This is a genomic window from Acidovorax sp. FG48, assembly GCF_057809085.1.
In genome coordinates, this window is record NZ_JBMDJH010000035.1 from 1 (window position 1) to 17100 (window position 17100).

Sequence of the window (17100 nt, forward strand, 5' to 3'; positions counted from 1 at the left end):
GGCTCTTACAGCCCAGAAAACCCCAGTCTCATAAAGACTGGGGTTTTTTGCTTTGGAAAGGCGGAAGTTAGTCACCGCTGTCCCGGCATCTTCTGCAACTATTGGCCATGCAACTGCAAGACATTCTTTATTCCCAGGGCTTTGGTACGCGACGTGTCTGTGCGGGGCTGATTCAGCAGGGATGGGTTTCGGTGTGTGATGCGTCATCGCCCAATGCTGACTACGTGCTTTGCTCGGAGGCAACGGCCGATTTCGAACCCGAAGGACTGCTGCTTCGCGTGCAAGGCGTGGACTGGCCTTTCCACGCCAAGGCTTACGTACTGCTGCATAAGCCTGCCGGTACGGAATGCTCTCAAAAGCCTTCTACCTATCCCAGCATCTACACGCTATTGCCTCTGCCGTTGCGCCAGCGACCCACAAAGAGTGCGGTGCAAGGCGTGCAGGCGGTGGGGCGTCTTGATCAGGACACCACCGGCATGCTGCTACTGAGCGATGACGGGCAGTTCATCCACCGCTTGAGTTCGCCCAAGAAGCATGTGCCGAAGGTCTATCAAGTCACGACCAAACACCCTGTGGATGAGGCGCAGGTGTCGAAACTGTTGGCAGGAGTTGTTCTGGACGACGACCCCAAGCCAGTGCGTGCAGCACATTGCACCATGGTGGACACCCATCGCTTGGATATGACACTGACCGAAGGTAAATACCACCAGGTCAAACGGATGATTGCTGCTGTTGGTAACAGGGTGGAAGGGCTGCACCGCTCTCGCATTGGGGGCATGGACTTGCCGGCAGATTTGGCGCCCGGGCAATGGCGATGGCTCAGTGCGTCTGATCTTGAGCTTCTGAGCAGCAACACTTGAGTCGTTCTTCAGGGGGGAATCGTTGTTGTTTGGCGCCAAGCGTGCGGTCGATGCATGGTGCTCCCTATCCTTGAAGGTCCAGTCATCTAAGCGAATTCGGCCCTTCTGGTGTAGTGCGACGGCATCTCTCAGCGCGCCCAGCATCCTTGCTCGTTCCAGTGCCGACATGACTTTGGTCAAAGAGTGCACGATCACCCTGATGTTACGTGTTGTCGCTCAAGACCTCGGCAGGCGCGGCGCTACACTCCAAGGCTGTGTTGAAAGTGGTTTTGTGAAGATTCTCTCGATTGCACGCACCTGCGTTATCGCCCTTGGTGGGTTGTGGTATTCCGTTGCCAGTGTCGCATCGGGCGCGCCGCCTCTTTTTGTGCTCAATTCGCTGGAGGCCAACGTCAGCGTCATCGACCCGGTGACCTGGGCCGAGACAGCCCGAATTCCCACGGGCAAAGAGCCGCACCATCTGTATCTGACGCCCGATGAAAAATCGATCATCGTGGCCAACGCGCTCGGCGATACCCTGACTTTTGTAGACCCCCGTACCGCCGAGGTGCAGCGTACGGTGCGCGGCATTGTGGACCCCTACCACCTGCGCTTCAGCCCGGACATGAAATGGTTCATCACGGCCGCCAACCGCCTGAACCATGTGGATTTTTACCGCTGGGATGGCAAGGACTTGACGCTGGTGCAGCGTGTGGCCACCTCCCGCACGCCCAGCCATCTGTGGATCGATAGCCGCAGCACCACCGTCTACTCGACCATGCAGGACAGTGACGAACTGGTGGCGATTGACATTGCCACCCAGACCATCAAATGGCGCGTCAAAACAGGACCCATGCCTGCGGATGTGTATGGCAGCCCCGATGGCAAGCACCTGTTTGTGGGCCTCACGGGCGGTGACAGCGTGGAGGTGTTCGATATCTCCGGGCGTGAAGCGATCAGCGTCAAGCGGATCAAGACAGGCAACGGTGCACACGCTTTTCGTGCCGCTGGCGACGGGCGCCACCTGTATGTGAGCAATCGCGTGGCCAACTCGATCAGCAAGATCGACATGAACACCCAGCAGGTCGTCGAGTCGTACCCCGTGCCTGGCGGCCCTGATTGCATGGATGTTTCGGCGGATGGACGCTACATCTACGTCAGTTCGCGTTGGGCGCGGAAGCTGTCCGTGGTGGATACCCAGGCCAAGAAGGTGGTGCGCCAGGTCAACGTGGGCAAATCGCCCCACGGCGTGTGGACCTTGCAGCACGCGCCGCGTTGAGCGTTGCACAGCCGGTCAGAGGTATGTTTCTCAGCGCTCTTCGTGCAACACACGGCAGGCGTCGCAATGCTATTGTATTGATAGCTGCTTGGGCATGTTTCACTAGCGCTACTGCGCAAAATGAGTGCAAAAAGCCCCTCTACCTGACCTTTGACACCGGCCACATGGAGGTGGCGCCGTTGGTGGCGGAGGTCCTCAAACGCCAGCAGGTGCACGTGACCTTCTTTGCCGCCAACGAGCGCACGAAGGAAGGCGATGGAAGCCTGGGAGATCATTGGGCTCCGTGGTGGCGTGCGCGCGCTGCGGAGGGGCATGAGTTTGCCTCCCATACCTGGAACCACACCTACTGGCGCGCCGATGCTGGCAACGCGCAACACCCGGCGTTTCGGGTTCGCCCCTCGGCGGGACCGCGTGAGGGGCAGAGTTTTGTGATGTCGGCGGCGGAATACTGCGAAGAAATCACCCATGCAGCGGATCGCCTGAAGGCCATAACTGGGAAGACGCCTTTGCCCCTGTTCCGCGCGCCGGGCGGCAAGACCTCTGCGCAATTGATTGCCAGTGCAAAGGCTTGCGGTTATGCGCATGTGGGTTGGTCGCCCGCCGGCTTTTTGGGCGATGAGCTGCCCAGTGAGACGGCCAGCAACGCCGCGCTGCTGAACAAGGCGCTGCGCGATGTGCGCAGTGGCGACATTCTCCTGGCTCACCTGGGGATCTGGTCGCGCAAGGACGCCTGGGCGCCCGCTGTGCTGGAGCCTTTGATTGAAGGGCTCAAGCAGCGAGGGTTTTGCTTTCGCACCCTGCGGGACCATCCGGACTATGCAGCCGCAGTGGCTCAGGTTCGCTAGAGGGGCTGTGGGGCCAGTGCGACCATGGATGCAGTGGCGCAGGGCGCAGTTGCCGAATGGGTGCATGAATAAACGGGTGCCAGGGAGCGCAACACGATGGGATGGCTAGGCGGCGTATTTGACAGCGTGCAGCAATGGCTTTTTGAGAGCGTGCTGCAGCCGCTGATGTTCACCACAGGGTTGGCCAGCCTGCTGGAGAACGGCTATGAGGCTTCTGGATGGCTGCTGGTGGGCTTCCTGCAACTGGTGGTCATCGTGGCCGTGATTGGTCCGATGCAGCGCTGGTGGCCAGTGGAGGAGATCACTGACCGCGCCACCATACGCACCGACATCCTCTACACCCTGATCCACCGGCTGGGGCTGTTTCGTCTGGCGCTGTTCTTCACAGTAGACCCGCTCGCGGATTCGTTGTTTGGTGCGCTGCGTGTGGCAGGTGTCAGCACCTTCCAGCTCGACGGCATCTGGCCGGGTGTGACGGACATCTCCTGGGTCAGTTTGCTGCTGTACCTGGTGGTGTTCGATTTTGTGGACTACTGGATCCACCGGGGGCAGCATCACTTCGAGTGGTGGTGGCGACTGCATTCGCTGCACCATGCGCAGCAGCAGATGACGATGTGGAGCGACAACCGCAACCACCTGCTCGACGACCTGCTGCGCGACGTGATTCTGGTGACGGTGGCGCAGCTGATCGGTGTTGCGCCAGGGCAGTTCATTGCCATTGTGGCCATCACCCAGCTCAGCGAGAGCTTTCAGCACGCCAACGTGCGGCTGTGGTTCGGTCAGGTGGGGGAGCGGCTCTGGATCAGCCCCCGGTTTCACCGTCGGCACCACAGCATTGGCATTGGCCACGAGACGGTCAAGGCCTCGACCGAGGCGATATCGGGCCAAACTGCAACGCCACCGCGCGTGGTACTCGGCGGGCACAACTTTGGGGTGCTGCTGCCCTGGTGGGACATGCTGATGGGCACGGCCAACTTCGAAAAGCGGTTTGACCCGACCGGTGTGCGCGACCAGGTGGAGCCGGGGCCTGATGGCCGCGTGCGCGACTACGGCAGGGGATTCTGGTCCCAGCAATGGCGGGGCGTGCTGAGGTTGCTGGGCAAGGCGTGAGCGGCCCGGCAGGCGCTGCCTGTATGCTTGCAGCCATGGGATTACTGCTTGATTCTTTCTGGCGTGCCGCCGCCTACTGCCTGCGTCCGCGTGTGATCGCGCTGTCGCTCCTGCCCCTGGTCTTGATGGCCGTGTTGGCGATGGGCCTGGGCTACTTTTACTGGGACGTGGCAGTGCAGGCAATGCGCACCTTGCTCGATGCCTCCTCGCTGCTGGCCAGCGTCTGGGGCTGGCTCCAGGGCTGGGGCCTGGGGGATGTGACGGCCGTCATGGCGCCGCTGATGGTGGTGCTGGCTGTGGCACCTGTGTTGGTGGTGGTGTCGCTGCTGGCCGTGGCGGTACTGATGACGCCTGCCTTGGTGGCCTTGGTGGCCGCCCGGCGTTTTCCGGACCTGAAGCGCAAAAAAGGCGGGTCTTTCATCGCGAGTGTTGCTTGGTCCGTGGGCTCCACGGTGCTGGCGCTCGTGGCCCTGGTGGTGTCGGTTCCGCTGTGGCTGGTTCCGCCGCTGGTCCTCGTTTTGCCGCCCTTGATCTGGGGATGGCTGACCTACCGGGTGATGGTGTTTGACGCACTGGCGGACCACGCCAGCAAGGAGGAGCGCCAGGAGATCTTCCGGCGCCATCGCAGCAGCCTGCTGGGTATTGGCATCGTCACGGGTTACCTGGGGGCGGCGCCCAGCATCGTGTGGGCATCGGGTGTGGTGTTTGCCGCCGCGTTTTTTGTGCTGGTGCCACTGGCGATCTGGATCTACACCCTGGTGTTCGCGTTTTCCTCGCTGTGGTTCACGCACTATGGCCTGGCCGCCTTGCAACGCTTGCGGGCCGAGCGGGGGTCGAATATGCCCATGGCCGAGCCCGCCCCTTCGTCGGCCTCGTCTGCATTGACCCCACGCCCTGCGGACACGCCAGCGCTGGGAACTGCGGCCCCTACTGCGGCCGCGCTACCACCCCCTGCCATTTCGCCCTCTGGAGACAACGCACCATGACACCTACCTTCGGCCTCATCATCGTGGGCGACGAGATCCTGTCAGGCAAACGGGCCGACAAGCACATGCCCAAGGTGATCGAACTGTTGTCGGCACGCGGCCTGTCCCTGGCCTACGCCGACTATGTGGGCGACAACCCGGACCGGATCACGGCCACTTTGCAGCGGGCGTTTGCGTCGGCCGATGTGGTGTTCTCGTGTGGCGGCATTGGTGCAACGCCTGACGACCACACGCGGCAGTGCGCTGGACGAGCCCTGGGCCAGGATCTGGCACTGCACCCAGAGGCCGAGGCGCTGATCCGCGAACGCATGCAGGATGTGGCGCGAGAGCAGGGCGTGCCCTACGAGCCTGATCGCTCCGACAACGTGCACCGCCTCAACATGGGCATGTTCCCGGTGGGCGCGCGCATCATCCCCAACCCTTACAACAAGATCCCCGGCTTCAGCTGCGACGGGCCTGGCGGTGGATCTGTGCACTTCGTTCCAGGGTTTCCTGTGATGGCCTGGCCCATGATCGAGTGGGTGCTGGAGCACCATTACGCAGCCCATTTCAACCGCGCGCCGCAGACCGAGCAGTCGGTGGTGGTCTTTGGTGCGATGGAGGCCTCGTTGACGCCCCTCATGGAGCAGATTGAAAAATCACACCCTGATGTGCGGGTGTTCAGTTTGCCCAGCGTAGATCATCCACAATACGGGCGGCATATCGAACTGGGTGTCAAAGGGCCTGCGTCTTCCGTGCCCGCCGCATGGGAGGCACTAAAAACAGGGTTGCACGAATTTGGTGCAAATTGTGGCCCTGAATTGGTGCGTAACCTCTGAGGTCCAGATTGGATAGATGAATTGCACCGTATTGGTGCTTTTGGGCGTATGCCACGCCGACCTGCCGCTAGTAGCGCTCCTTCATAGTGCGGTGCTGCACTCGGCTGGCACGCAAACTGCTTTTGTTTCAGCAAACTCTTTTTTCAACAAGCGCTTTATCCAGGAGAACCTGATGGCCAAGACCGTTGCAGACGTGATGAAGATGGTGAAGGAGAACGAAGTCAAGTTCGTTGACTTCCGTTTTACCGATACCCGTGGCAAACAACAGCACACCACGGTGCCCGTCTCTCACTTCGACGAAGACAAGTTCACTTCGGGCCACGCCTTTGACGGCTCGTCGATTGCCGGTTGGAAGGGCATCGAAGCCTCCGACATGCAGCTGATCCCCGACCCGAGCACGGCCAACATCGATCCTTTCTTCGAAGAAACGACGCTGATCCTGACCTGCGACGTGATCGAGCCCGCCGACGGCAAGGCCTATGACCGTGACCCGCGCTCCATCGCCAAGCGCGCTGAAGCCTACCTGAAGGCCTCCGGTCTGGGCGACACCGCCTACTTCGGTCCTGAGCCAGAATTCTTCATCTTCGACGGCGTGCGCTGGAGCACCGAGCCCAACAACACCTTCTACGAAATCGAAGAGTACGAAGCCCCCTGGAACACTGGCGCCAAGCTCGAAGGCGGCAACCGCGGCCACCGTCCCACCGTCAAGGGCGGCTACTTCCCCGTGCCTCCCGTTGACAGCACGCAAGACATGCGCGCCGAGATGTCCCTGATCCTTGAATCCCTGGGCATCCCGGTCGAAGTGTTCCACCACGAAGTGGCGGGCGCTGGCCAGAACGAAATCGGCACCAAGTTCAGCACGCTGGTCGAGCGCGCAGACTGGACCATCCTGCAAAAGTACGTGATCCACAACGTGGCCAACGCCTACGGCAAGACCGCCACGTTCATGCCCAAGCCTTACCACGGCGACAATGGCTCCGGCATGCACGTGCACCAGTCCGTGTGGAAGGACGGCAAGAACCTGTTCGCTGGCGACGGCTATGCCGGTCTGTCGGACTTCGCGCTGTACTACATCGGCGGCATCATCAAGCACGCCCGTGCCCTGAACGCCATCACCAACCCCGGCACCAATAGCTACAAGCGCCTGGTGCCTCACTTCGAAGCCCCGGTGAAGCTGGCCTACTCGGCCAAGAACCGTTCTGCCTCGATCCGCATTCCTTATGTGGCCAACCCCAAGGGCCGTCGCGTGGAAGCCCGCTTCCCCGATCCACTGATGAACCCTTACCTGGGCTTCGCTGCACTGCTGATGGCCGGTCTGGACGGCGTGGAAAACAAGATCCATCCGGGCGAAGCCGCCACGAAGGACCTGTACCACCTGCCTCCCGAAGAAGACAAGCTGGTGCCCACCGTGTGCCACAGCCTGGACCAAGCCCTGGAGCACCTGGACAAGGACCGCGCGTTCCTGACCAAGGGTGGCGTGTTCACCGACAGCATGATCGACGCCTACATCGATCTGAAGATGAACGAAGTGACCCGCTTCCGCATGGCCGTGCACCCTGTCGAGTACGACATGTACTACTCGCTGTAATCGTCTGCTTGCAGACCATGGCTCAAAAAGGCGGCGTAAGCCGCCTTTTTTCATGGGCGGGCGAAGCGGGCGGACGCGCTGAGTGCACGTGGTGGAACCAAGGCGTCCGGTGTTGCATCCGTATACACAGCCCTGCAAGGGTCTGTCTTTGTTGGATTGGAGATGTGAGGTGATTGGGGGATACTCCCCCGACCCCTGCATGTCCGTGCGAGGAAACCGAATGAAAAAAACGCTCATCACCCTGCTTCTCATCGCCGCCGCCGTTCCCGCAGTCCAGGCGCAAGACCGCATCTATCGTTGCGGCAACGAATACACCAACAACGCGCAGCAGGCCAAGGAGCGTGGCTGCAAGCTGGTCGAAGGCGGCAATGTCACCGTGGTGCAGGGCACCCGCCCGGCGTCTGCCGCAGCCCCTGCCGCCGGTGGCGGTGGGGCAGCAGCTCCGTCGTCTGCGACCTCGCCCGCCAACGCTCCGCGCGTGAGCAACAACGAGCAAAAGTCCCGTGACTCGGATGCCCGCGCCATTCTGGAGTCCGAGCTGCGCAAGGCGGAAACGCGCCATGCCGAGTTGCTCAAGGAATACAACAACGGTGCGCCCGAGCGCAATGCGCTGGATCTGCGCAACCCCCAGCGCTATACCGAGCGCACGGCCGAACTCAAGGCCAGCCTCGCCCGCAGCGAGAGCGACATCGCAGGGATCAAGCGCGAGATTGCCCGCCTGCCCGCGCCCGCTGCGCCCACCAACTGACAACGGCGACAGCGCGTGAGTGCCCCTTCCTTTCCCGACCTGCCCGGCACTGACACCGGGCGTTTTCATTCCCTGGACCTGATGTCCACCCTGGTGGCGGTGCTGCGTGCGGATGATGGTGCCGTGCAGTTTGCCAACGCCGCCCTGGAAAACACGCTGGGCCTCTCGCGCCGCACCCTGGAAGGGGCGGACTTTTCCACCTTCTTCACCGACCCCGCATTGCTGCAGACCGCCCTGGCGGGCGCCCGGGGCAAAGACTTTGCCGCGCTGCGCTACGAGGCCAGCCTGAAACGCCTGCACCAGGACCCGGTGCCCGTGCATGTCAATGTGGCCGATGCCGAGCAGGTGGGCGAAATCCTGGTGGAGCTGTGGCCGCTGGAGCAGCAGGCCCGCCAGGACCGCGAAGAGCGCCTGCGCGACCAGGCCCAGGCCAACAAGGAGCTGATCCGCAACCTGGCCCACGAGATCAAGAACCCGCTGGGCGGCATTCGGGGCGCGGCGCAACTGCTGGAGATGGAACTCGATAACCGCGAGCTCACCGAATACACCCAGGTCATCATCCACGAGGCCGACCGCCTGCAAAGCCTGGTGGACCGGTTGCTAGCTCCCCACCGCCATCCGCATCTGGTGGGCGACGTGAACATCCACGAGGTGTGCGAGCGCGTGCGCTCGCTCGTGCTGGTCGAATACCCGCAAGGCCTCAAGGTTCAGCGCGACTACGACACCTCCATCCCCGAGTTTCGCGGGGACCGTGCGCAGCTCATTCAGGCGGTGCTGAACATCGTGCAGAACGCGGCCCAGGCGCTGTCAGAGCGTATCGCCAAGGGCGATGCCGTGATCACGCTGCGCACACGTGTGGCCCGCCAGGTCACGTTCGGCCGGCAACGCTATCGGCTGGCACTGGAATTGCATGTCATCGACAACGGACCGGGCGTACCCGATGCCATCAAGGAGCGGATTTTTTACCCCTTGGTGTCGGGTCGGGACGGCGGATCAGGGCTGGGGCTGACGTTGGCGCAAACCTTCGTGCAGCGACACCACGGGTTGATCGAATGCGACAGCGTACCGGGTCGCACCGACTTCCGAATCCTGATCCCCTTGCCTTGACAGCGCACGACGGTCCCTGACACGCAACCACAGGGAAGGTAAGAAAAACATATGAAGCCGATCTGGATAGTAGATGACGACCCCTCGATCCGCTTCGTCCTGGAAAAGGCGCTGGCCCGCGAGAACCTGCCCACGCGCAGCTTCACCCACCCGCGCGAAGTGCTGGACGCACTGGCCGATGTCACTGCGGGCGACCCCGCCCGCCAGGGCCCCCAGGTCTTGGTGAGCGACATCCGCATGCCCGGAGGCTCGGGCCTGCAACTGCTGGAGAAGGTGCGCGAGCTGCAGCCCGGCCTGCCCGTCATCATCATGACGGCGTACTCCGACCTCGACAGCGCGGTATCGGCCTTTCAGCGCGGCGCGTTCGAATACCTGCCCAAGCCCTTTGACCTGCCCAAGGCGGTAGAGCTGATCCGCCGCGCGGTCGAAGAAAGCCAGCGCGAAGAAGTCACCGAAGAGCGCCAGACCGCGACCCCCGAAATGCTGGGCCAGGCGCCCGCCATGCAGGACGTGTTCCGCGCCATCGGGCGACTGTCGCAAAGCCAGGTCACGGTGCTCATCACCGGCGAATCGGGTTCGGGCAAGGAACTGGTGGCGCGCGCGCTGCACAAGCACTCGCCCGTGGCGGACGGCCCCTTTGTGGCCATCAACACCGCCGCCATTCCCAAGGACTTGCTGGAGAGCGAACTCTTCGGCCACGAGCGCGGTGCCTTCACTGGTGCGCAGACGCAGCGGCGCGGCCGCTTCGAGCAGGCCGAGGGCGGCACGCTGTTCCTCGACGAAATCGGCGACATGCCGTTTGACCTGCAGACACGCCTGCTGCGCGTGCTGTCTGACGGCCAGTTCTACCGGGTGGGCGGCCACGCGGCCGTCAAGGCCCATGTGCGCGTGATTGCCGCCACCCACCAGAACCTGGAGCAGCGCGTCAAGGAAGGTGGCTTCCGCGAAGACTTGTTCCACCGCCTCAACGTGATCCGCCTGCGCCTGCCCGCGCTGCGCGAGCGGCACGAGGACGTGCCCATGCTCACGCGCCACTTCCTGCAGCAAAGCGCGCGGCAGCTGGGTGTGGAGCCCAAGCGCATTGCCGACTCGGCACTGGCGCGGCTGGAGCAGTTTGCCTTCCCGGGCAATGTGCGCCAGCTGGAGAACATCTGCCACTGGCTGACCGTGATGGCGCCCGCCCAGGTGATCTCGCTGCAAGACCTGCCCCCCGAGGTGTTGGAGGCCCCGGTGTACCAGCCGCCCGTCCGCGCTACCGCGGGTGCCGAGCCTGCGGCGGCCACGGTGACATCGATGCCGGTGGCCCCGCTGGCGCCAGTTGCGCCAGTGGCGCAGCCCGCACCCGAATTGGTGGGTGGCCTGCACCCCGCAGCGCAGGTGTCTGCTCCAGTGTCGGCGTCTGCACCTGCGGCCGTTGCGTCCTGGTCGGCCGACGCCGCCGCAGCCCCTGTGGCTGCCGCCCACAGCTGGGAGCAGGCACTGGAAACCGAAGCGCAAAAACTGCTGGCAGGCGGCCAGCCCGAAGTGTGGGACGCGCTCACGCGGCGCTTTGAGTCACGCCTGATTCGCACGGCCCTGGTGGCCACCCACGGCCGCCGCATGGAGGCCGCGCAGCGCCTGGGCATTGGGCGCAACACCATCACGCGCAAGATCCAGGAGCTGGGCCTGGACGCGCCAGACGAAGCGTGAAAATGGCCGCAGGCGCATGTTGATCATGCCCCTGCAGCTATTGAAATCGTAGCGATGCAAGGTGCCGCCGCTTCGTTGGTGGCATCGTTGTAACCTGGCCCGGATGCGCGCTGCGCATCGCACTGCATGGCGGGCCATGTCCTACATGCAGGCCCTCCCTGGGCCGACCTGGCACTCCGGAGGTGGCTTCAACAATGAAGTCACTGTCAACCAACCGGAGATGTTCCTATGTCGGATTTCAATGATGCCAACCGTGACCCTTTGACCAATGAGCCGGGTGCTCACCCCGTCGGAACGGGCGTGGGTGCAGCCCTGGGTGGCGCTGCTGCCGGCGCTGCCGCTGGTGCTTTCGGCGGCCCGGTCGGCGCTGCCATTGGTGGCGTAGCTGGGGCTGTGGCCGGCGGCCTGGCTGGCAAGGCGGCTGCCGAGGCCGTCAACCCCACCGAAGAAGACGCTTACTGGCGCGAAACCTACCACCGCGAGCCCTACTACGTGGGCGACCGCACGTACGACCAATACCGTCCGGCCTATGAGCTGGGCTGGTCGTCCGTGGGCCGCTACGAGGGCGACTTTGACGCCATCGAACCGCGCCTGGCGGACGACTGGCGCGCACGCCACGGCAGCGATGGCCTGGCCTGGACCGACGTACGCCCCGCCACCCGTGCGGCGTGGGAGCGCGCCGCCAACCGCACTGCGCTCGCCACCGACCGCCCGATGGACGTGATCGACGCCGAGGATGTGGTCGATGTACTCAATGACCTGCTGGAGTCTGCACGCGACGGCGAGTACGGCTTCCATGCCTGTGCGGAGCATGCCGAGTCGGGCCAGCTCAAGGGCATTTTCCAGCGTCACTCGCGTGAATGTGCCGCTGCCGCTGTCGAGCTGGAGCATGAGATCCGCCGCCTGAATGGCGACCCTGCACAGGGCGGCACGGTGGCAGGTGCGTTGCACCGGGGCTGGGTGTCGGTGAAGACGGCACTCTCCACCCGCGACGACAAGGCCGTGCTGGAAGAGTGCGAGCGTGGCGAGGACGCTGCGGTCGCCCGCTACCGCAAGGCGTTGAAGGCGACGCTCCCTGCCGATGTGCGCGCACTGGTGGAGCGCCAGGCGCAAGGCGCCCAGCGCAACCACGACGAGGTGCGTGCGCTGCGCGACGGGTTCTCGCCACGGCCCTGATCCCACGGGCCAGGGGTGCCCCTTTGGGTGAGCCACGCCTGAGATGGCGCCTGTGCTGCACCTGAGGGTTGCCCCCTAGAAAAAAAGGCTGCCAGAGGAATACTCTGGCAGCCTTTTTTGCGTCGCTTGCAGGCAGCCTGAGGGCTGCAGCCGAGCGGTCGTATTACGTATCAGGCGCTCATCGTGACCACCACCGGCGCGTGGTCGCTGGGTTGCGGGTTCTTGCGCGGAGCGCGGTCCACCATGCAGGCCGTCACTGTGGGCTTGAGCGCTTCGCTCACCAGGATGTGGTCGATGCGCAGCCCCCGGTTTTTCTGGAAGCCCAGCATGCGGTAATCCCACCACGAGTAGCTCTTTTCAGGCTGCTCGAACATGCGGAAAGCGTCGGTCAGCCCCAACGCCAGCAGCGCCTGGAAGTGGTTGCGCTCTTCGGTCGTGTGGTGGATGGTCTCGCGCAGGCCTTCGGGGTCGTACGAGTCGCGGTCTTCAGGCGCCACATTGAAGTCGCCCACCAGCACCAGGCGGGGGTGGGCCGCCATCTCGGCGCGCACCATGTCCTGCAGGGCCTGCAGCCAGCGCATCTTGTAGGCAAACTTTTCCGAGCCCGGCTCCTGGCCGTTGACGAAGTAGCCGTTGAGTAGGCGCAGCGGGCCTGTGGGCGTGTCCAGCGTGGCGGCAATGACGCGGGCCTGCTCGTCGCCAAAGTCAGGGATGTTGCGCACCACGTCGCGCAACGGGTGGCGGCTCAGGATGGCCACGCCGTTGTAGGTCTTCTGGCCGAAGGCGACGGCTTCGTAGCCCGCCTCTTTCAGCGCGTCGTGCGGAAACTTGTCGTCGGTGAGCTTGAGCTCCTGCAGGCACAGGGCATCGACCGGGTTGGCGGCCAGCCAGGCCAGCACCTGGGGCAGGCGCACCGACAGGGAGTTCACGTTCCAGGTGGCAATTTGCATTGGCTGAAAAATCTCTTGTAGATCAATGGGTTGTTGGATTTATGGTGCCGATTTTTGGGCTGGCTACCCACCTAGCTACCCGAATTTTGTGCCCTGGGATAGCCGTGGTCGAGGGGCCTAGCCGCCATTGTCGCCGCACCGAGACTCCAGGTAGTCGTGGATGCTTTTCGCGGTGATCCGGCTGGCACGCTTGCCGACTTTCACCAGCGTCAAATGCTTGTCCTTGACCAGCCGGTAGATGGTTGCGCGCGAGACATCGAGCTTTGCGGCGGCGTGGTTGATTTGATAGGCGAGGGGGTGTTGTGCGGTGTTCATGTTGTTCTGGCTCCTGGGGGTTCGCTTGTGGCGGGTTGAGCGAAGTACGCGGCGCCCGCATCGGTGGGGCGGTGATTGATCCCTTGGAGCAGGCCCTTGCGGTGCAGGGCTTGCAGGGTGCGGGGGTCTTTGGTGGGCGTCTGCCCCACCGTTGCGCGCCACAGTGCGTTGCGCTGGGCGGGCGAGAGGGAGGGGCGTTTGGTCATGGCATCAGACCCATTTCCCGCAGGTGGCGGTCGGCGGATGCATCTATGGCGGTGGCCACTGCAGCGCGGGCCTCGCGCTCCAGTTTGGGCAGGAAGTCGGCACGCTGCGCGGCCAGCAGCTGCAGGCCCGCGAGGATGTCCGGATGCAGCTCAAGGTGGTCGAGTGCCGGGTCGAGAATCTGGTTTTTGTCCCAGCAGATGACGTAGCACATGCCGCCCAGAACTCGGCCGTGAAAGTTCGGCGCCGTGCGCAGCAGCTTGGCGAGGTGGTTGTAGAGCACCTGCAGGTGTTTCGGGTTGTCGCTGTCGAAGCTCTCGTCTTCGTCGTTGAGGAACTTGCCCAAATCCTGCGGCGCGCCGTGGATCGGCCAGGGCCCTCCCCAGCGTTCGTCAATGGTGTCCAGCAGGCACAGCAATTCGCCGCCTGCGTCGATGTCACGGGTTGAAGGTTTTGCCATCTTCATGGTTTCGTCCTTCCCGGCCGCTTCCGCAGCCAGGTGAAATGCGGGGGCATGCCCGCGGCTTGATAGGTGGCCCACAGCTCCGTGCCCGTGGGGCAGCGCTGCAGGTTGTTGGGGTTGCCGCCGGCGGCGCGGCATGTGGCACAGCCGGTGTGGTGGAGCTGGTAGGCCTTGTCTGCGGCTGACCAGTCGGGCGGGGTGGTCATGCCGCAACCGGCACGGCCCGGAGGGTTCCGCGTTTGATCTGGTCGGCGTAGGGCCGCAGCTCGTCCTTGGCGTATTTCCCGGCGTCCACCGGGCTGGTGGTGTAGCCGCAGTAGTTGGGGCCGAAGTAGGCACCGTTTTTGATGATGTGGAACAGTGGCTCGGGCTGCGGCCACAAGATGGCCTTGAGCACCTTCGCGCGGTCGAAGTCCATGACCTTGACGGCGTCGGCCATCAGGCCCTCCAAGCGCTTGCGGCGCTGGCGCTGGTTCTGCTTCACCCTGGGGTTTTCGGGTGGCGTGGTGCGCAGCTCGCTGGCTGATTTGTTCGTGTAGTCGTAGCGTCCGGTGACCACCCACCACATGCTGTTGATGTTGTAGAGCGCCGTGCCCTCGATCCACCGGCCATGCCAGTCCGTGGTCCAGACACGCTGGCCATGTTCCAGCAGCTTTCCGTCGCTGCTGGTGCGGTTGTAGCTTGGTAGATCCTGGTAGCCGTTGCACTTTAGGTAGGCCGCCATGTCACCCTTGAAATGACAGCTCTCTGCGTAGCGCTCCTCGATGCGCTCCATCGCTGTTTTCTCAAGCGGCTTGCGGTAGATGCTGCGGCTCTTGCTATCGAATGTGTAGCCACTGAACACGTTGCACAGGTAGTCGCGGATGCGGCGGCGAGTGCGCTCCATTTCGAGGCGCAGCACGTAGGGCATGCAGGCCTCCAGGTTGCTTTCGTACCGGCCGCCGTGGTCTGAGCGTGTCGGCGTGTTCACTCCCTGCCACATTTTGAAAGTGATGCTGCGGCCGCTGACATCAAGCTCGCCTTTCAACTCGCCCTTGCTGCAGGTGCGGTGATTCGCCGCGATGGCTTTGTACCGTTCCGCATCCTCCCATGGAGCTACCGTCCAGCCGATGCGGTGGAGCGTCTGCACGATGCGCGCGAACACCTGGCGCTTGAAGGCCAGGCACCAGGCTTTCTCACCCGCGTACCCATCGGCGTTGCGCGCGGCGCTGATACCTTCCTCCCATACGGAAACACTGGCGTCTCCGAAGTTAACGACGCCGGTGCGATCAATCTGTCCTTTGGGTGTCTTCATGTCCGTCTCCAGAAATAAGAAACCCCGCATGAGCGGGGCTGTTGATGGGGTGGGGGTGCCTGTCAGGCAGTGGGTGGCGGGCTTCCGTTGGCAGCTGCTATCACGGCCCGGGCATGCTTTCGCATTTCTGCTCGGCCTTGCTCTGGCATGTGGTCCCAGGGGTACTCCATGCACTCGGCCAGCTTCTTCGCTGCTGCCGTGATCTGCTCTGGCGTCAGCGGCACCGCCCCGGCCTGCACTGTCTCGCGCTGCTTCTCCAGCGCACTCCACCATCCGAAGGCATACGCCCGTTTCAATTCCTCGGTGTTGCACTCAATCGGAGGGGGAGTGATTGCCCCGGCCTGCGGCTGGGTGGGCTGCGGGGTGGTGTAGAACTGCTTGCACTCGTCGCAATGGCACCCGTGTGCTGTCGGCGTTCGCTTTAGATACTCGCGTACATCGTGGTCTGTTGGACGCCCGTGGATGCCTTCGTTTGTCACCCAACGAATACCCCGTTCACCGTCCGCGATTTCCTCCGGTGCCCACTTCGCTACTGCTGGCGTGCCCCACTTGGCGAGGACTGCGCGGGCGAATTTCAGCAAGCTAGGGTCTGTGATTTCCCAGATGGCGGTTTCATCGTCTTGATAGACGCCGTTACCCTCATGTGCGAGGCCTCGGATTTCCGCATCTGTCGGCTCAGTCATGGTGTCTCCTTCGCTTTGCGCTTCCAGCAGATGCAGCAGGCTCGATTTGCCAGCCACTTGCTCAGTGCTTTGCAGTCATCCTGCATCAGCGCAGATGGGGGCCATCCAGTGGTGCTATTCATGGTTTGCCTCCTTGCTTGCGGGCTGCGATTGCTGCGTCGATGGCTGCGCGTGGGGTTGTGTGCCAATCAGAAGCTATTGCTTGCCAATGATGTTGCACGGCTTCTGGTGGTGCTTCGTCCTGATAAACGCGCCACATGCCTTTTTGCTCGCACTCGATCATCCGCACCTTGTCTGTGCTGCAAAGGAAGTCCAGCCGCGCCGCATCCTCCAGCACGCTGTCTGCCGCCTGGGCGGGTTGGTTGGTGTCAACGATCACATCGCGGTCTTGCAAGTGCTCCACTGGGATCTGCTCCGAAAGCAGCACCGTCACAGCACCGGCGCGACCAGGCTCTTTGCGCATCACCGTGGCGTGCAGCATGTCCTCCACGATGCAAGCGCCAAGGTGGTAAGTTTCCCCACCCGCTGGTGCCGTCACGCTGTCTGCCGGGGCACGGGCTGCGCGGAGTGCAGATGTAATAGCCCCTGTAAGCGTTGTCTTGCCAGTGCCTATATGCGCAATAGTTCCCACCACTGGCGCTGGCTGGCTGTCTGCCTGGGGCGTGGGGGAGGGCTGTGAGTCAATAACGTGGTTGATCGCTTTGACCAGTTGGCGGTCCTGTCCGATGTTTTCAGTACCCATGATCGAGCGCGCTGTTTGGAACACAGGGTCGGTAATGGCTTGCTCATACGTGCTCCATCTGCGCGCCATTGCTGCTGGCTGGCTGTCCTCCAGAAACCGAGCGGAATGCAAATCCCCGCACTTGTTGCACACGCTCTCGCACTGGGCCAAATAGTTGCAACCTGGGCGCGGGATGCCTGGGCACTGCTTCACCGGTACTGCCGCAACCACACCCGCTGGTGCCGTCACGCTGTCTGCCGGGGCACGGGCTGCGCGGAGTGCAGA

18 protein-coding genes are annotated in these 17100 nt (G+C 63.1%); 11 read left to right on the top strand and 7 right to left on the bottom strand.

Going from position 1 to position 17100, the window contains the following annotated elements; translation table 11 throughout:
• Positions 1 to 107: 107 nt before the first annotated feature.
• The 11 genes from ACODSU_RS24680 (at position 108) to ACODSU_RS24730 (ending at position 12185) form a co-directional block, all read left to right on the top strand.
• On the top strand, positions 108 to 860 hold the full coding sequence (locus ACODSU_RS24680) for a 16S rRNA pseudouridine(516) synthase (protein WP_488845540.1): 753 nt from the start codon (positions 108 to 110) through the stop codon (positions 858 to 860).
• A 271-nt stretch (positions 861 to 1131) separates the two neighbouring features.
• Positions 1132 to 2118 carry a YncE family protein gene (locus ACODSU_RS24685; protein ID WP_488845542.1) on the top strand — a complete coding sequence of 329 codons (987 nt, stop codon included), beginning with the start codon at positions 1132 to 1134 and terminating at the stop codon, positions 2116 to 2118.
• Positions 2119 to 2141: 23 nt separating this feature from the next.
• Positions 2142 to 2963: a polysaccharide deacetylase family protein gene (locus ACODSU_RS24690; RefSeq protein ID WP_488845544.1), complete on the top strand. Its 822-nt coding sequence runs from the start codon at positions 2142 to 2144 to the stop codon at positions 2961 to 2963.
• A gap of 96 nt (positions 2964 to 3059) precedes the next feature.
• Positions 3060 to 4073, top strand: a complete 1014-nt coding sequence (locus tag ACODSU_RS24695; RefSeq protein ID WP_488845546.1) for a sterol desaturase family protein — start codon at positions 3060 to 3062, stop codon at positions 4071 to 4073.
• A gap of 35 nt (positions 4074 to 4108) precedes the next feature.
• Positions 4109 to 5059 (top strand): EI24 domain-containing protein, encoded by a 951-nt coding sequence (locus ACODSU_RS24700; RefSeq protein ID WP_488845548.1) that lies wholly within the window; start codon positions 4109 to 4111, stop codon positions 5057 to 5059.
• Positions 5056 to 5877, top strand: a complete 822-nt coding sequence (locus ACODSU_RS24705) for a competence/damage-inducible protein A (RefSeq protein ID WP_488845550.1) — start codon at positions 5056 to 5058, stop codon at positions 5875 to 5877. Before ACODSU_RS24700 ends, ACODSU_RS24705 begins: the two co-directional genes overlap by 4 nt.
• A 172-nt stretch (positions 5878 to 6049) precedes the next feature.
• On the top strand, positions 6050 to 7465 hold the full coding sequence (gene glnA / locus ACODSU_RS24710) for a type I glutamate--ammonia ligase (protein WP_015013432.1): 1416 nt from the start codon (positions 6050 to 6052) through the stop codon (positions 7463 to 7465).
• A 220-nt stretch (positions 7466 to 7685) separates the two neighbouring features.
• Positions 7686 to 8213: a hypothetical protein gene (locus ACODSU_RS24715; protein WP_015013433.1), complete on the top strand. Its 528-nt coding sequence runs from the start codon at positions 7686 to 7688 to the stop codon at positions 8211 to 8213.
• 81 nt (positions 8214 to 8294) lie between these two features.
• Positions 8295 to 9320 carry a nitrogen regulation protein NR(II) gene (gene glnL / locus ACODSU_RS24720; protein WP_043566259.1) on the top strand — a complete coding sequence of 342 codons (1026 nt, stop codon included), beginning with the start codon at positions 8295 to 8297 and terminating at the stop codon, positions 9318 to 9320.
• Positions 9321 to 9371: 51 nt separating this feature from the next.
• On the top strand, positions 9372 to 11009 hold the full coding sequence (gene ntrC, locus ACODSU_RS24725; protein WP_121943289.1) for a nitrogen regulation protein NR(I): 1638 nt from the start codon (positions 9372 to 9374) through the stop codon (positions 11007 to 11009).
• Between the two features lie 228 nt (positions 11010 to 11237).
• Complete coding sequence (locus tag ACODSU_RS24730) at positions 11238 to 12185, top strand: ferritin-like domain-containing protein (RefSeq protein ID WP_488845552.1); 948 nt, start codon at positions 11238 to 11240, stop codon at positions 12183 to 12185.
• Positions 12186 to 12355: 170 nt separating this feature from the next.
• Here the strand turns inward: ACODSU_RS24730 and xth are convergent, their stop codons facing one another.
• From xth to ACODSU_RS24765, 7 genes are all read right to left on the bottom strand, one after another.
• Positions 12356 to 13135 carry an exodeoxyribonuclease III gene (gene xth, locus ACODSU_RS24735; protein WP_291445833.1) on the bottom strand — a complete coding sequence of 260 codons (780 nt, stop codon included), beginning with the start codon at positions 13133 to 13135 and terminating at the stop codon, positions 12356 to 12358.
• Positions 13136 to 13252: 117 nt separating this feature from the next.
• The gene (locus tag ACODSU_RS24740; protein ID WP_291437607.1) at positions 13253 to 13450 is read right to left on the bottom strand and encodes a helix-turn-helix transcriptional regulator; all 198 of its coding nucleotides are present in this window, start codon (positions 13448 to 13450) and stop codon (positions 13253 to 13255) included.
• On the bottom strand, positions 13447 to 13656 hold the full coding sequence (locus ACODSU_RS24745) for a hypothetical protein (RefSeq protein ID WP_488845555.1): 210 nt from the start codon (positions 13654 to 13656) through the stop codon (positions 13447 to 13449). The genes ACODSU_RS24740 and ACODSU_RS24745 overlap by 4 nt, the downstream gene beginning before the upstream one ends.
• A complete protein-coding gene (locus tag ACODSU_RS24750) occupies positions 13653 to 14120 on the bottom strand; it encodes a hypothetical protein (protein WP_488845557.1) in 468 nt (155 codons plus the stop codon). Before ACODSU_RS24750 ends, ACODSU_RS24745 begins: the two co-directional genes overlap by 4 nt.
• 199 nt (positions 14121 to 14319) lie before the next feature.
• A complete protein-coding gene (locus ACODSU_RS24755) occupies positions 14320 to 15411 on the bottom strand; it encodes a hypothetical protein (RefSeq protein WP_488845559.1) in 1092 nt (363 codons plus the stop codon).
• 62 nt (positions 15412 to 15473) lie between these two features.
• On the bottom strand, positions 15474 to 16094 hold the full coding sequence (locus ACODSU_RS24760) for a hypothetical protein (RefSeq protein WP_488845561.1): 621 nt from the start codon (positions 16092 to 16094) through the stop codon (positions 15474 to 15476).
• Between the two features lie 118 nt (positions 16095 to 16212).
• On the bottom strand, positions 16213 to 16575 hold the full coding sequence (locus tag ACODSU_RS24765) for a hypothetical protein (protein ID WP_488845562.1): 363 nt from the start codon (positions 16573 to 16575) through the stop codon (positions 16213 to 16215).
• Between the last annotated feature and the right edge of the window lie 525 nt (positions 16576 to 17100).

Bases quoted from the DNA above. Each gene is read 5' to 3' on its own strand.
- ACODSU_RS24690 (WP_488845544.1), top strand. From the start codon at position 2,142: ATGTTTCTCAGCGCTCTTCGTGCAACACACGGCAGGCGTCGCAATGCT.
- ACODSU_RS24750 (WP_488845557.1), bottom strand. From the start codon at position 14,120: ATGAAGATGGCAAAACCTTCAACCCGTGACATCGACGCAGGCGGCGAA.
- ACODSU_RS24745 (WP_488845555.1), bottom strand. From the start codon at position 13,656: ATGACCAAACGCCCCTCCCTCTCGCCCGCCCAGCGCAACGCACTGTGG.
- glnL (WP_043566259.1), top strand. From the start codon at position 8,295: ATGTCCACCCTGGTGGCGGTGCTGCGTGCGGATGATGGTGCCGTGCAG.
- ACODSU_RS24730 (WP_488845552.1), top strand. From the start codon at position 11,238: ATGTCGGATTTCAATGATGCCAACCGTGACCCTTTGACCAATGAGCCG.
- ACODSU_RS24705 (WP_488845550.1), top strand. From the start codon at position 5,056: ATGACACCTACCTTCGGCCTCATCATCGTGGGCGACGAGATCCTGTCA.
- glnA (WP_015013432.1), top strand. From the start codon at position 6,050: ATGGCCAAGACCGTTGCAGACGTGATGAAGATGGTGAAGGAGAACGAA.
- ntrC (WP_121943289.1), top strand. From the start codon at position 9,372: ATGAAGCCGATCTGGATAGTAGATGACGACCCCTCGATCCGCTTCGTC.
- ACODSU_RS24740 (WP_291437607.1), bottom strand. From the start codon at position 13,450: ATGAACACCGCACAACACCCCCTCGCCTATCAAATCAACCACGCCGCC.
- ACODSU_RS24760 (WP_488845561.1), bottom strand. From the start codon at position 16,094: ATGACTGAGCCGACAGATGCGGAAATCCGAGGCCTCGCACATGAGGGT.
- ACODSU_RS24765 (WP_488845562.1), bottom strand. From the start codon at position 16,575: ATGCTGCACGCCACGGTGATGCGCAAAGAGCCTGGTCGCGCCGGTGCT.
- ACODSU_RS24715 (WP_015013433.1), top strand. From the start codon at position 7,686: ATGAAAAAAACGCTCATCACCCTGCTTCTCATCGCCGCCGCCGTTCCC.
- ACODSU_RS24695 (WP_488845546.1), top strand. From the start codon at position 3,060: ATGGGATGGCTAGGCGGCGTATTTGACAGCGTGCAGCAATGGCTTTTT.
- ACODSU_RS24700 (WP_488845548.1), top strand. From the start codon at position 4,109: ATGGGATTACTGCTTGATTCTTTCTGGCGTGCCGCCGCCTACTGCCTG.
- xth (WP_291445833.1), bottom strand. From the start codon at position 13,135: ATGCAAATTGCCACCTGGAACGTGAACTCCCTGTCGGTGCGCCTGCCC.
- ACODSU_RS24755 (WP_488845559.1), bottom strand. From the start codon at position 15,411: ATGAAGACACCCAAAGGACAGATTGATCGCACCGGCGTCGTTAACTTC.
- ACODSU_RS24680 (WP_488845540.1), top strand. From the start codon at position 108: ATGCAACTGCAAGACATTCTTTATTCCCAGGGCTTTGGTACGCGACGT.